General features: G+C 73.0%; 11 protein-coding genes. 3 read left to right on the top strand and 8 right to left on the bottom strand.

The features are described from left to right. The first annotated feature begins 339 nt into the window (after window positions 1–339). Both GA0070607_RS27890 and GA0070607_RS27885 read left to right on the top strand, forming a co-directional pair. Entirely contained in the window at window positions 340–1,695 is a 1,356-nt protein-coding gene (locus GA0070607_RS27890; RefSeq protein ID WP_231930436.1) for a serine/threonine-protein kinase, read from the top strand. A gap of 115 nt (window positions 1,696–1,810) precedes the next feature. Next, complete coding sequence (locus GA0070607_RS27885) at window positions 1,811–3,073, top strand: nucleotide sugar dehydrogenase (RefSeq protein ID WP_089020849.1); 1,263 nt, start codon at window positions 1,811–1,813, stop codon at window positions 3,071–3,073. 79 nt (window positions 3,074–3,152) lie between these two features. On the opposite strand, the gene GA0070607_RS27880 is transcribed toward GA0070607_RS27885, so the two are convergent. The 5 genes from GA0070607_RS27880 to GA0070607_RS27860 form a co-directional block, all read right to left on the bottom strand. Then, a complete protein-coding gene (locus tag GA0070607_RS27880; protein WP_089020848.1) occupies window positions 3,153–5,627 on the bottom strand; it encodes an ABC transporter permease in 2,475 nt (824 codons plus the stop codon). Further along, a complete protein-coding gene (locus GA0070607_RS27875; protein WP_089020847.1) occupies window positions 5,624–6,415 on the bottom strand; it encodes an ABC transporter ATP-binding protein in 792 nt (263 codons plus the stop codon). The genes GA0070607_RS27880 and GA0070607_RS27875 overlap by 4 nt, the downstream gene beginning before the upstream one ends. A 146-nt stretch (window positions 6,416–6,561) precedes the next feature. Continuing rightward, window positions 6,562–7,227, bottom strand: a complete 666-nt coding sequence (locus GA0070607_RS27870) for a response regulator (RefSeq protein ID WP_089020846.1) — start codon at window positions 7,225–7,227, stop codon at window positions 6,562–6,564. Further along, complete coding sequence (locus tag GA0070607_RS27865) at window positions 7,224–8,441, bottom strand: sensor histidine kinase (RefSeq protein WP_089020845.1); 1,218 nt, start codon at window positions 8,439–8,441, stop codon at window positions 7,224–7,226. The genes GA0070607_RS27870 and GA0070607_RS27865 overlap by 4 nt, the downstream gene beginning before the upstream one ends. 102 nt (window positions 8,442–8,543) lie before the next feature. Then, window positions 8,544–9,245: a DUF305 domain-containing protein gene (locus tag GA0070607_RS27860; protein WP_089020844.1), complete on the bottom strand. Its 702-nt coding sequence runs from the start codon at window positions 9,243–9,245 to the stop codon at window positions 8,544–8,546. Window positions 9,246–9,383: 138 nt separating this feature from the next. Between GA0070607_RS27860 and GA0070607_RS27855 the strand changes: the two genes are divergently transcribed. After that, window positions 9,384–10,829 (top strand): LVIVD repeat-containing protein, encoded by a 1,446-nt coding sequence (locus GA0070607_RS27855; RefSeq protein ID WP_089020843.1) that lies wholly within the window; start codon window positions 9,384–9,386, stop codon window positions 10,827–10,829. A gap of 75 nt (window positions 10,830–10,904) precedes the next feature. Here the strand turns inward: GA0070607_RS27855 and GA0070607_RS27850 are convergent, their stop codons facing one another. The 3 genes from GA0070607_RS27850 to GA0070607_RS27840 form a co-directional block, all read right to left on the bottom strand. Then, window positions 10,905–11,915: a linear amide C-N hydrolase gene (locus GA0070607_RS27850; RefSeq protein WP_089020842.1), complete on the bottom strand. Its 1,011-nt coding sequence runs from the start codon at window positions 11,913–11,915 to the stop codon at window positions 10,905–10,907. 212 nt (window positions 11,916–12,127) lie between these two features. Further along, on the bottom strand, window positions 12,128–12,598 hold the full coding sequence (locus GA0070607_RS27845; protein ID WP_089020841.1) for a DUF1203 domain-containing protein: 471 nt from the start codon (window positions 12,596–12,598) through the stop codon (window positions 12,128–12,130). Window positions 12,599–12,702: 104 nt separating this feature from the next. After that, complete coding sequence (locus tag GA0070607_RS27840; protein WP_089020840.1) at window positions 12,703–14,304, bottom strand: asparagine synthetase B family protein; 1,602 nt, start codon at window positions 14,302–14,304, stop codon at window positions 12,703–12,705. Window positions 14,305–14,307: the final 3 nt, after the last annotated feature.

The following is a 14,307-nucleotide window of genomic DNA, read 5'->3' as shown; positions in this document are numbered from 1 at the left end:
CCCCCCGGCCGGCCCGAGCCGGGCTAACGCTAGGAGGGAACCGAAGAGGGTGACAAGTCGGCACCACGTCACGGAAGAGTGACAATTATCAAGCCCGCCGTACGGCGAGTCGTCGTAACGCCCAGTGACCGGCGGACGCTCCGCGCGCCAGTAGGCGCTTCCGCGCCACCGCCGGGCAAGCGCACGCCGCCGTGTGTCAGATTTCGTCACAGGGTGTTGCCGAAGCGTCACAGACCGGTCCAGGTCCACACAGGTCAGACCGGATGGACCGGCGGGTACGGCCACCCGGCCGACCAGCCGCGGCGCGACGTTCCGCGGCTCTCTGGGTACGGTAATGCCGTGTTGTCATCGGAGGTCGTGCTCAGCGGTCGCTACCGCCTGGACGAACGTGTCGCCACCGGCGGCATGGGCGAGGTTTGGCGTGCCTCTGACCTGGTCCTCGGTCGGCAGGTCGCGGTCAAGGTCCTGCTGCCGGCGCTGGTCTCCGATCCCGACTTCATCGCCCGGTTCCGGGCCGAGGCGCGGATCATGGCGGCGCTGCGGCACCCGGGCATCGTGCAGGTCTACGACTGCGGCGAGGACGACCTGCCCGACGGCGGTCGGGCCGACTACCTGGTCATGGAGTTCGTCGACGGCGAGCCGTTGTCCAAGCGGATCGAGGCGGCCGGCCGGCTCGACGTGGCCGAGACGATGTCGATCGTGGCTCAGGCGGCCCAGGCGCTGAACGCGGCGCACCGCGGCGGCATCGTGCACCGCGACGTCAAGCCCAGCAACCTGCTGGTGCACGAGGACGGCACTGTCGTCCTGGTCGACTTCGGCGTGGCCCGTTCCACCAACGTCACAAGCATCACCAGCACCAACGCGGTGCCGGGCACGGCTCTCTACATGGCACCCGAGCAGGCCGCCGGCCGGCCGGTCAGCGGGGCCACCGACATCTACGCCCTGGGCGCGGTCGCGTACTGCTGCCTGACCGGCGGTCCGCCGTTCACCGGCGACAACCCGCTCCAGGTCGCCGTCCGGCACCTTGACGACGAGCCGCCGGAGCTGCCGCACGACATCCCGGAGTCGGTCCGCGCGCTGGTGTCCCAGGCACTGGCCAAGGATCCGCTCGACCGGTTCAGCAGCGGCGCGGCGATGGCCGAGGCGGCCCGGTTGGCGGTGACCGGCGGCGAGCCCCCCACCGCGATGGTGACGGCGGCTACCCCGCTGCGCGGCGCCGGACCGGGCACCCGCACCGACGTGCAGCTCGGCGCGGCGGTGGCCGGCCGTCGGCGACGCCGTGGTCCGCTGGTCGGCGCGGCGGCGGCCGCCCTGGTCGCGCTGGTCGGCCTGGGCGCCGCCCTGGGCGCGGCGCGGCACGCCGGCGAGGACCCGGCGGTCAACCTGCCGATCACCACTCCGACGTCGGAGCCGACTCGCCAGATGGACCTGCCGGCGGTGAATGAGGAGATCACCGAGAAACCGACCCGGCCGAACCGGCAGAACGTTCCCGACACCACCCCGTCGGCGACGGTCAGCGCGACGCCGAGCGCACAGCCCAGCGAGACGGCCAGCACGCCGACGCCGACGCCGAGCGCAACCACCGCGCCGCCCACCGATCCGACGACCCCGCCGCCCAACGACCCGTCACCCACGGCCGAGCCGTCCACCACCACGAGCCCGCCGACCGAACCAGAGGGGCCACCGGCCGGCTGAGCTGGGCAGCGCCATCTGTCCCACCAGCACCGATTTCCCCAAAACGGACTTACGTCGCCGAAGACGTCTCTAGGCTCTCAGCAGGTCATTTCCACCATCTGCCGCAGGAGCCCGGGTGAGCGCTGAGAAGTTGGTCGTGATCGGCCAGGGGTACGTCGGACTGCCGTTGGCCATGCGCGCCGTCGAGGCGGGTCTGGACGTGGTCGGCCTCGACGTCGACGCCGACCGGGTGAAGCGGCTCGCCTCCGGCGAGTCGTTCGTCGAGGACATCCCGACCGACCGTCTGGGCCGGGCGCTGGGCAGCGGCCGGTACCACCCGAGCACCGAGTACACCGACGCCGAAGGCTTCGACATCTGCGTCATCACCGTGCCCACCCCGCTGCGGGACGGCACGCCCGACCTGAGCTTCGTCGAGCAGGCCGGCATCGGCATCGGCCCGTACGTGCGGCCGGGCAGCACCGTGATCCTGGAGTCCACCACCTATCCGGGCACCACCGAGGAGCTGCTGCGACCCCTGCTGGAGTCGGCCAGCGGGCTGCACAGCCCGGGCGACTTCCACCTCGGCTACAGCCCTGAGCGGATCGACCCGGGCAACCCGACGTGGCGACTGGAGAACACTCCCAAGGTGGTCTCCGGGGTGGACCAGACGTCGCTGGACCGGGTGGACGGCTTCTACCGACGCCTCGTGGAGCGCACAGTGCCTGTGGACTCCACCCGGGTCGCCGAGCTGACCAAGCTGATCGAGAACACCTTCCGCCAGGTCAACATCGCGCTGATCAACGAGCTGACGATGCTCTCGCACCATCTGGACATCGACGTCTGGCAGGCGATCGACGCGGCGGAGACCAAGCCGTTCGGCTTCATGCCGTTCCGGCCCGGCCCCGGCGTCGGCGGGCACTGCCTGCCAATCGACCCGTGCTACCTGTCGTGGCAGGTCAAGCGTCGCCTCGGTCGGCAGTTCCGGTTCATCGAGCTGGCCAACGACGTCAACCACGAGATGCCCGAGCACGTCGCCCAGCGGATCATGGCAGGGCTGAACCGGGGCGGCCGGGCGGTCAGCGGCGCCCGGCTGCTGCTGCTCGGGCTGGCGTACAAGAAGAACACCGGCGACATGCGGGACTCCCCCGCGGTCGACGTGGCCCGGCGGCTGCAGGCCCTCGGCGCCGAGGTCCACGCGGTCGAGCCGTATGCCGAGGCGCACCATATCCCCGCCGGGGTGACAGTGGTCGGGCTGACCGAGCACGAGGTGCGCGCGTCGGACGGCGTGGTCGTGGTCACCGACCACGACTGCTTCGACTACGACCTGGTGGTCCGGCACGCCCGTTACGTCTTCGACTCCCGCAACCGGTGCGCCGGCCCGATGGTCGAGCGCCTGTAGACCCGGCACCGCTGGCCGGTCCCGCCGCCGGGGAAGACGGCGGGGCCGGCCGGCGGATGTCCGTCCGCGTCGCCGCCGGTCACTGGTCGTCGAGCGCCTCGACGACCGGCCGGGACAGCGCCCGGCGGGCCGGCAGCACCGAGGCGAGCAGGGCGGCCAGCACCGCGACGCCGAGGATGAGCCCGAGCTGCCCGATCGGCAGCACCACGTGGAACTCCCCGCCCAGGCGGGCCAGCAGGGCCATCGCGGAGGCGCTGACCCCGGTGCCCAACCCGATTCCGAGCACCGCGCCGACCAGCGCCATCAGCACCGCCTCCACGGCGAGCATGGCCCGCATCCGGCCCCGGGTGAGCCCGACCGCCCGCAGCACCGCGTTCTCCCGGGTGCGCTCCACCACCGAGAGACTCAGCGTGTTCGCCACACCGACCAGGGCGATCACCACGGCCAGGCCGAGCAGCGCGGTGACGAGGGCCAGCACCATGTCCACCGTGCCGGTGAGCATCTTCTTGTAGGCGCCCTGGTCCAACAGGTTCACCGTCGGGTAGCGGCCCAGCACCGCCTCGATCGCGTCCCGGGCCCGCTCGACGTCCACCCCGGCGGCGGGATCGATCTCGGCGAGGAAGGCCCGCTGGTCGGGGAAGATCGCGGCGAAGTCCGCGTCGGCCATGTCGATTATGTGACCGGCGGGCGCGCCGCTGGCGGAGGTGTCGTCGGTGACCACCGCGGCCACCCGGAACGGTCGCCCGCGCACGGTGACCGGGGAGCCGACCTGCCAGCCGCGCGCCTGCGCCAGCTCGCGGTGCACCAGCACCTGCCCGGGTCCGAGCCGACCGACGTCGCCGGCGAGCACCCCGGTCAACGTGCGGCCGACCAGCGCCGGGTGGGCGGCGCGGACCTCGACGCCGGCGGTGACCGTGCTGCGTTGCTCGTGCACGACGCCCAACTCGGGACGGGCCGCCAGCTCACCGGCGAGCGGGGCGGGCAGGTCCTGGCCGATGCCGGTGACCACGAAGTCGGTTCCGATCTGCGCGTCGACGCTGCGCTCGATGCCGTCCTTGGTGCTGTGCGCGCCGACCACGAACGCCGACACCAGTCCGATCCCGATCACCAGGGCGGTGGCGGTCGCGGCGACCCTGCGTGGGTTGCGGACCGCGTTGGCCACCGCCAGCCCGGCGGTCGCCCCGGCCAGGCGGTGCGCCGGCCAACCGAAGGTTCGGACCAGCGCCGGAACGAGCACCGGCCCGAAGAGCACGATCCCGAAGAAGGCCAGCACGCCGCCGACGGCCACCAGCAGCAGCTGACCGGCGCTGGCGGCGCCGGCGAGCGCGGCGACACCGGTGGCCAGCACCACCGCGCCGAGAGTCAGCCGGAGCGGACCGGCGCCCCGGCTGGGCTGCACCGCGGCGTCGGTGAGCGCGGCCACCGGGGCGACCCGGGTGCCCCGCCAGGCGGGCAGCAGCGCGGCGCCGACGGTGAGCACGGTGCCGAGCAGCAGGCTGGTCAGCACGGTCGAACCGGTCACTGTGATCCCGCCGGTGGCCGGCACGTCCAGCCGGGACATCAGCAGCCGCATCCCGCCGGCGAGGCCCAACCCGAGCAGTACCCCGAGCGCGGAGGCCACCATCCCGACCACTGCCGACTCCAGCAGGGTGGACCTGAAGACCTGGCCCCGGGTGGCGCCGATCAGCCGGAGCAGCGCGGTCCGCCGGGTGCGTTGCGCCAGCACGATCGCGAAGGTGTTGGCGATGACGAAGCCGGCCACCACCACGGCGACGCCCACGAAGATCATCAGCAACATGGTGAACGCGTTCAGGCTGCGGACCGCGTCGTCGACGGCCTCGTCGAGGATCTGTGGTCGGCTCTTCACGCTGGTGTCGTCGCCCACGACGGTGCGTACCCGATCGGCCACCGCCGTGGCGGAGGCTCCCGGCCGGGCCGCCACCATGATCCGGCCGTACCCGCGCTCGCCGGTGACCGCGAGCGCGTCCGGCCCGACCAGGCCGATGAACGGACCACCGATGTCGCGTACGGTGCCGGCCACGTCGACGGTGCCGACCAGGGTGTACGGGCGGGCCGCGCCCCCGGTGCCGCCGATCCGGACCGGGGCGCCGAGGGTGAAGCCCTCCTCGGCGACCGTTGGCGCGTCGAGCACCACCTCACCGGCACGGTCGGGCAGCCGGCCGGCGACCACGTCGTACGAGCGCAGGGCGTCCTCGGTGGGGATGGCGGCGAGCACGGCGTAGCCGAGTACCGGCCGACCGTCGGTGCCGATGACCCCGCCGGTGCCGGTCAGCTCGCCGGCGGCGGCGGCCACCCCGTCCACCGTCCGGACCCGGTCGACCAGGCCGGCGGGCAGCGGCCGGTCGCCGGTCGGGTAGACGCCCAGGTCGGTGTGCCGGTCGAAGGCGCCGGCCCGGTCGTACGCCCCGGCACGCATCCCGTCGACCAAAATCAGGGTGCCGGCGATGAACGCGACACCGAGCACGACGGCCAGCGCGGAGAGCAGCATGCGCAGGGCTTCGGCGCGAAGTGAACGCAGGGTCAGACGGATCATCGCGGCACCGCCCCCGTGCCGGCGCGGGGGCGTGCCGGGTCGAGACCGGCGAGGGTGTCCAGCACCTGCTCGGCGGTGGGCGTGGCGAGGTCGCCGACCAGCCGCCCGTCGGCCAGGAAGACCGCCCGGTCGGCGTGCCCGGCGGCCACCGGGTCGTGGGTCACCATGATCACGGTCTGGCCCAGGGTGTCGACGGCCTCCCGCAGCAGCCGCAGCACCTCCGCCCCGGAGCGGGAGTCCAGGTTCCCGGTCGGCTCGTCGGCGAAGATCACCCACGGCTTGGTGATCAGGGCGCGGGCCACCGCGACCCGCTGCTGCTGGCCACCGGAGAGTTCCGCGGGTCGGTGCCGCAGACGGTCGGCCAGCCCCACGGCCGCCACCACCTGGCGCAGCCAGGCCGGGTCGGGCCGCCGGCCGGCGATGGCCAGCGGCAGCACGATGTTCTCCTCGGCGGTCAGGGCCGGCAGCAGGTTGAACTTCTGGAAGACGAAGCCGACCCGGTCACGGCGCAGCAGGGTGAGTCGCCGGTCGTCGAGCCGGCCGAGGTCGGCCGCACCGATGCCGACCGAGCCGGCGCTCGGCCGGTCCAGCCCTGCCAGGCAGTGCATCAGCGTCGACTTTCCGGAGCCGGACGGACCCATGATGGCGGTGAACCGGCCGGCGGCGACATCGAGGTCCACGCCATCGAGCGCGACGACCGCGGCGGGACCACTGCCGTACCGTTTTTCCAGGCCACGAGCGGTGACCGCGACGCCGTTGCCGGCGTGGGTGGGAGGTGCGAGGGACATCTGGGCTCCCGGTCAGGGTGCGGATCGGACCCCTCCGACGCTATGGCCGAAGCGGGTCAGTCGATCTCCACCTGAGCGCTCGACCTGTGTGCGTCCCGGGTCGCGGTGCGCCCACCACCGGCGTACGACCTGGGTCGTACGCCCGGTCATCCGCCGGGCGTGACCAGCCCGCTCTCGTACGCCAGCACCACCGCCTGGACCCGGTCGCGCAACTGGAGCTTGGCCAGGATCCGCCCGACGTGGGTCTTCACCGTCGCTTCGGCCACGTGCACCCGGGCGGCGATCTCCGCGTTGGACAGGCCCTGCGCGACCAGCAGCAGCACCTCCCGCTCCCGCTCGGTGAGCTGCGCCAGCCGAGGGTCGCCCGTCGGGCCGGCGCCGAGCTGGCCGGCGAACCGGTCCAGCAGCCGCCGCGTGATCGACGGCGCGACCACCGAGTCGCCCTCGGCGACCACCCGGATCGCGGCCAGCAGCTCCTCCGGCGGGACGTTCTTGAGCAGGAAGCCGCTCGCCCCGGCCTGCAACGCGGCGAACGCGTCCGCCTCGGTGTCGAAGGTGGTCAGCACGAGCACCCGGGGAGGGCCGGCGGGCCGGTCCGCGCAGAGCCGCCGGGTCGCCTCCACCCCGTCCATGGTCGGCATCCGGATGTCCATCACCACCACGTCGGCCTCGGTGCGGGCGAGCACCCGCAGGGCGTCCGCGCCGTCGATCGCCTCCCCCACCACCTCCAGGTCGGGCTGGGAGTCCAGCACCATCCGGAACCCGGCGCGCACCAGCGCCTGGTCGTCCACGATCACCACCCGGACCGTCATGCCGCGATCACCTCCGTTGCGGGCTCCGACGGTAGCGGCAGCCGTACTTCGAGCTGCCAGCCCCCGGCCAGCCGGGCGCCGGCGGTGAGGCTGCCGTCGTACACCGTCAACCGCTCACGCATGCCGAGCAGACCGTGACCGCCGGACGGCGCCGGGCTTACCACCGGCCGGCCCCGGCCGTCGTCGACCACCCGGACCACGACGGCATCGGCGCCGTACGCGAGGGTCAGCTCGACACCGGCGCCGACCCCGGCGTGCTTGAGCGCGTTGGTCAGCGCCTCCTGCACCACGCGGTAGATGGTCAACTCCAACCCGGGTGGGAGCGGCGGCGGCTCGCCGTCGACGGTGTGCCGGATGAGCAGCCCGGCGTCGCGGAACCGGGCCAGCAGGTCGGGCAGCTCGGCCAGGGCGAGGCGGCGGTGTTCCGGGTCGACGGCCGCCACGGGCGCGTCCGGGCCGCCCGCGCCGGTCGGGCCGGCGTCCCGCAGGACGCCGACCAGCCGGCGCATCTCCTCCAGCGCCTGCCGGCCGGTGTCGGCGACGACCTTGACGGCGGTACGCGCCTGCTCGGGGTCGCGGTCCAGCATGAACCGCGCGCCGTCGGCCTGGACGATCATCACCGCCATGCTGTGCGCCACCACGTCGTGCAACTCGCGGGCGATCCGCGTGCGCTCCTCGGCGACGGCCGCCCGGGACTCGGCTTCCCGCTCGCGTTCCAGGGTGGTGGCCCGCTCCTCCAGGCTGAGCACGTAGAGGCGGCGGGTCCGCACGTTCAGCGCCACCAGCCAGACGGCGCCGGTGACCAGCGCGTACCACAGCGCGGTCACCCACCAGTTGACGCTCTCGGTCTGCGCGGCGGCGAGCAGCACGCCCACGGCGGCGACGGCGCCCGCGAGCACCCCGCCGCGCAGCCGCTCGCCGTACTTCACCACGCTGTAGAGCGCGATCAGGACGGCGACGTCGTAGGCGAGCGGACCCCACTGGGCGATCACCTGGACCAGGGCGAGCACCGCGACCGCCACGGTCACCGCGCCCGGATGCGAGCGGCGGAACAGCAGGGCCACCGCCATCCCCACGCCGACCAGGGTGGCGGCCCAGCCGCCCGGCTGGTTCGCCGCCCCGGCCAGGCCGAAGAGCACCACCAGGCCGGAGACGGCCACGTCGAAGGCGACGCCGCGCAGCGGGCGACCGAACATCGTGCGTCTCACGGTCACCCAGCGTACGTGCCGGGTGTCCGATGCCCTCCGCCGTCCCTGTCGAGCTGCCGCGTCTCGGGGCGCCGTGCGAGCCGGGCTGGAGCTGCCGGGCGGGCCGGCTCAGTGGCCGAGGACCTCGCGCATGCGGTCGATCTCGACGGTCTGCTCGGTGGCGACCGAGTTGGCGAACTCGCTGAGCGTCAGGTCGGAGCCGACCGTGAGCAGATCGGTCGCCATCGCGATGGCGCCCTGGTGGTGTTCGGTCATCATCCGGACGAAGAGCCGGTCGAAGTCGGCGCCGCGAGCTGCGGCCAACTGCCGCATCGCCTCGGGCGACTGCATACCCCGCATGGTGCCGTGGTCGTGCCCCGGCGCCTCGGGCGAGAGGCCACGGGTCTGCAGCCAGCCGCGCATCATGCCCATCTCCGGCCCCTGGCTGGCCCGGATCCGCTCGGCGAGGGCGCGGATGTCCGGGTCGGCTGCCCGGTCGGGGGCGAGCTCCGCCATCTCCAGAGCCTGCGCGTGGTGCGGGATCATCATCCGCACGAACATGACGTCCAGCGAGTTGTGCGGGGCCGGGCCCGCGTCGCGGACCTCGTGGGCGGGACGGGTGCTCGCCGACTCGCCCGGACGGCCGGGCACGATGACGGTCAGGTCCGTCGGAACGGGACTGGCCGCCGGTGTCGACGTGGCGGGCGCGGAGACCGGCTGCGCGTCGCCCGTCCCGGGGTCTCCGCCCGCGCGGACCAGAACGAGAACCACCAGCGGCAGCACGAGCGCCAGTGTGACGACCGCCAGGGTCCGTACGCGCCGACTGGTCATGGGCCACTCCCTGCGGTCGAGGTCATCGCGATGTTATCCATTGAGGAGAACCATTCGATGTGACCTAGCTCACATCGATGCTCGTCATCCGACGGTAAGGTGTCGACCATCGTCTCCCCCTTGCGAAGGGCCTCGCCGATGATCAGACTCCACATGCCACGGTTACGACAACTCCGGATCGTCGGCCTCGCCGCGACCGGGCTGCTCGTCGCCAGCGTCCTCGTCGCCCCGGCAAGCAACGCTCAGGTCGCGTCGCAGTCGGCTCCGACGACCGCCGCCGCGAACGACATTCCCGGCGTCGACGAGATCGTGAGCAGCCCCAACCTGCGCCAGATCGCCAACCTGCCCAAGGTCGCGCCCCTGGACGCGACCAACAGCGACATCGCCTTCCAGGGCAAGTACGCGTTCGCCGGCAACTACAACGGCTTCGTCATCTACGACATCTCGCGGCCCAGCGCGCCGAAGGTCGTGTCCCGGGTGCTCTGCCCGGGGTCGCAGAATGACATCTCCGTCCACGGTGACCTGCTCTTCCTCTCCACCGACTCGTCCCGCAGCGACGACTCCTGCAACAGCACAGCGCAGGGGGCGGACGTGAAGGAGTCCTGGGAGGGCATCAAGATCTTCGACATCAAGAACAAGGCCAACCCGCGGTACGTCAAGTCCGTGGAGACCGCCTGCGGCTCGCACACCCACACCCTGGTGCCGGGCAAGAGCAGCAAGACGGTCTACCTGTACGTCTCGTCGTACAGCCCGCGGGCCGAGTTCCCGGACTGCCAGCCGCCGCACGACTCGATCTCCATCATCAAGGTGCCGGTGAAGAAGCCGACCGACGCCTCGGTGATCGCCGCTCCGAACCTCTTCCCGGACGGTGGTTTCCCGGGCAGTGGCACCGGGTCGGCGACGACCGGCTGCCACGACATCACCGTCTACCCGGCCAGGGACCTGGCCGCCGGCGCGTGCATGGGTGACGGCATCCTGCTCGACATCCGCAACCGGGAGGTACCCCGGGTCATCAACCGCGTGCGGGACACTGTCAACTTCGCGTTCTGGCACTCGGCCACGTTCAACAACGCCGGCACCAAGGTGATCTTCACCGACGAGCTCGGTGGCGGCGGCGCGGCGACGTGCAACGAGGCCATCGGGCCGAACCGGGGCGCGGACGCCATCTACGACATCACCGGTCGCGGCGACGCCCGGACGATGCACTTCCGCAGCTACTACAAGATCCCCCGCAACAACGCGGACACCGAGAACTGCGTGGCGCACAACGGCTCGCTGATCCCGGTGCTCGGGCGGGACATCATGGTCCAGGCGTGGTACCAGGGTGGCATCTCGGTCTGGGACTTCACCGACTCGGCCAACCCGAAGGAGATCGCCTTCTGGGAGCGCGGTCCGCTCTCGGCCGACACGTTCGTCGGCGGTGGCACCTGGTCCGCGTACTACTACAACGGACACATCTACTCCAACGACATGGTTAAGGGCCTGGACGTCCTGGAGTTGAACGACTGGCGCACCTGGACGGCCAAGCTGGTCAAGTACAAGGAGCTCAACGTGCAGACCCAGCCCAGCTACCGGAGCTGGTAGGCACCGAGCACGACCCCGGGCCCGGTCCCCGATTTCCCGGGGGCCGGGCCCTGCCACGTTCCCGCGGCACGGGATTCAGCTCATCGGCAGCCGGTAGCGCCGCTCACCGCCGCCGGTCGCGGTGACCAGCCGGATCTCGCCGCTGCGCAGGCCGTACGTCACCGACCAGCGGGTGTGCCCCTGGCGGACGGCGGCGAGCACCCGGTGCGCCGCGGCCGCGTCCAGGGCCCCGCCGGCCTCGGTCAGGGCGGCGGCGATCTGCCCGTACCGGCGGTCCTCGCGGCGGCGCTGTTCGGGAACCCCGGCCACCGGCACGTTGGTCAGCGCCTGCCAGCCGCCCGTGCCCCGCTCCACCCGCAGCTCACCATCGACGAACTCGATCACCGCCGATGCTCCGGTCGCGTCGGCCAGCAGGTAGTGCAGTGCCGGCCCGCCGTCGAAGTCGAGGTTGTGCCGGGTGAACACGGCGATCGCCTCGTCGACCGTGGCGGCCCGGTCCAGCACCAGCCGCAGGATCCGTACCGAGCCGACGGTGGGCTTGCCCGGGTCGCGGCGGGCCGTGGCGGCGTCGTCGGCGGCCAGTCCCACCGCGAGACCCCGCTCGTTCATCCCGTCGAAGGGCAGCAGCGGGGCGTTGAGCAGCCGCCGGTCACCGGCCGGGTCCGGGCCGACCCCGAGGTAGGAGATGTCGACAAGCGAGACGGCCGCGTAGCCGTCCGGCGGATCGGTCCGCAGCACGAGCGCCGGGTTGGCGTCCCAGTCGAAGTTGCGGGCGAACACGGGCCGGGCCGGGTCGCCCGCGGCGACGAACAGCGAGCAGCCGAACGGGCTGGGCGGGGTGACGTCGGTGCCCACCGTCGGGTCGTACGCCCCGACGTAGGTCATCTCGTACAGCGGCAGGTCGTCCACCCGGCGCAGGCTGCCCAGGGTCTGCGCGGCCTGGGCCGCGTCCTGCCGGGAGGCGGTCGGCGTGGCCGCGGGCGCCGGCGGCGCCCCGGTGAGCAGTGGGCCTCCGGACCTCGGCGTCGTGCAGGAGGTGAGGGCGAGCAGCAGGGCCGTCGTGACGGCCGGCAGGGTCCTGCGCATATCCGTTGGACGCTATGGGACCGATCGACGGTTGTCCACCGCGCCGGTACGGTCTGTCGGGTTCGCCCGCCGCCTGATCCCGCGACGACTGCCCGGCCGCCCGCGGACCGACCAGCGCCCTGCTCGCGGTCACCGGCACGCTCGCCGCGGTCGGCGCGCTGCTGTTGGCGAGCTGAGCGCCCGATCACGCCGCCCTCGTCCAGCGGGCCGCGTCACGCCCGCTCCACCGCGAACATGAAGCAGCCGTACACCACGTTGCGGCTGTGCAGCTGGTGCACGGCCGGGTCGGCGAACAGCTCGGCGATCACCGCCTCCGGGTCCGTGCCGTCGTGCAGGCGACCGCCGTGGATCCGGCCCTGGCGGTCGTACGCCCGCAGGACCTGGGGTCGCCCCCGCCAGTCCGGCGGGTGGCCGCCCGTCGGCTCGGGGGCCGGGCAGGCGACGGCGTGCGCGAAGACCGGGCCGACCTCCCGGTACGGGCCCGCGGCGACCGGCGGCGCATAGCCGAAGAGCAGCAGCTCCTCCCCCGCCTCGGCATCGCGCAGGCAGCAGCGCAGCGGTTCCCCGCCGCCCGCCGGGAGCGCCTCGACGGGTCGGTCAGCGGCATCCCGGCCGGTACGGCGGACAACGTCGAGCGTTCCGGCCGGCATTGCGCGGACGCGGAAGTCGGTGCTGGTCGTCATGCGTCCAGCCTGGCCCGGCGACGGCGCGGGTGCTGGCGGCGATCGGACCTGGCGCTCCCCGCCGGCCCGTCAGGCCCGGTGCGGTGTGCGTGCCGGGCACACGGTCAGCCGACCGGGGACCGGCGGGGCGGCCGGGGGCCGACCAGCCGGCGGACCATCGGCGCGGCGTTCCACTTCGCCGCGCCGACGAGGTCGCGGGCGTGCTCCAGCACCGTGTAGTCGGGGCGGGTCAGCCCGTCGGCGATGGCCCGGTCCAGGTCGTTGCCGCACCGGCTCAGCACGCTGTCGAAGTCGCGGCGCACCGGCTCGAGCAGGTCGTAGCCGAACGAGCGGTGCAGCCGGGCGAAGAGCGGCTTGTACAGCCGGACCCGTTCGTGCAGCCCGGTGGAGTAGGACATCGGGTTCTTCGGCCGCTGCCGGATGTAGTCGGGCAGCACGTCGGCGAACGCCCGCCGGACGATCCACTTCTCCTGCCCGTCGCGCAGCTTCAGCCCCAGCGGCAGGCGCATCGCCAGCTCCACGACGCTCAGGTCGAGGAACGGCACCCGCGCCTCGACACCGTGCCCCATTGCCGCCCGGTCGACCCGCTGCAACTCCGTACGGCACAGGTTGCGGATCCGGTGCAGGAACAGCCGACGGGACGCGGCAGCCTCGACCTGGTGGTACATGGGGTACCCACCGAACAGCTCGTCGGAGCCGTCGCCGGTCAGCACCACCTTGACGCCCAGGGCGCGCAGACGCCGGAAGATCGGCACCGAGACCACCGCGTTGATGATGTCGCCGTACTCGGTCAGCTCGGAGATCCGGATGGCCTCGCGTACGTCGGTCAGCCGGATGTCCCGCGGGCGCAGCTCGATCACCTCGTGCGGCACGCCGAGGTCGGCGGCGAACCGCCGCGCGTACGCCACGTCCGGGCTGTCCGGCACGCCGACCGTCACCGCCACGCAGTCCGGGTGCACGTCCCGCACCTGCCGCAGGGTCAACGAGCTGTCCAACCCGCCGGAGAGCACCACCCCGACGGTGAGGTCGGTCTCGACCCGCATCCGGATCGCGTCGGTAAGCGCGGCACGGACGAGCAGGGCGGCCTCGTCCGGGTCGTCGACGACCGGCAGCCCGTCGCCGAGGGTGAGCAGGTCGACGTACGGTCGCAGCCGCACGTGGCCGTCCGGGTCCGCCCAGCCGTGGTGGCCCGGCGGCACCTCGGCGATCGGCGCGCCGTGCCCGACCAGCGCCTTGACCTCGGAGGCGAGGTGCAGGCACCCGGGCTGCCGGGACCAGTACAGCGGCTTCACGCCGAGCGGGTCGCGGGCCAGGTACGCCCGGCCGGTGCCGCGTTCGACGACCACGAAGGCGTACTCGCCGCGCAACCGGGTCACCGCCGCCTCGCCCCACTGCTCGAACGCGGCGAGCAGCACCTCGGTGTCGCTCTCGGTGCGGAACACCCGCCCGAGCCGGGTCAGCTGCGCGCGCAGTTCCCGGTGGTTGAAGATCTCGCCGTTGAAGCAGAGCAGCCAGCGCTCGTCGGTCGAGGTCCACGGCTGCACGGCCCGGTCCCGGTCCACCACCCGCAGTCGGCGCGTGCCGGCGAGCAGCCCGCTCTCGGAGCGGGTCTCGGTGACCTCGCCGCGGGAGGCCAGGACGGCGAGCATCCTCCGGAAGGTCGCCGGGTCGGCCTCGGGGCCGATGCTCAACGCGATGCCGCACACCGG

This window comes from Micromonospora coriariae, from assembly GCF_900091455.1.
Lineage (GTDB): Bacteria > Actinomycetota > Actinomycetes > Mycobacteriales > Micromonosporaceae > Micromonospora > Micromonospora coriariae.
The sequence above is the reverse complement of the archived record's forward strand: the minus strand, read 5'-3'. Positions and strand labels throughout refer to the sequence as shown.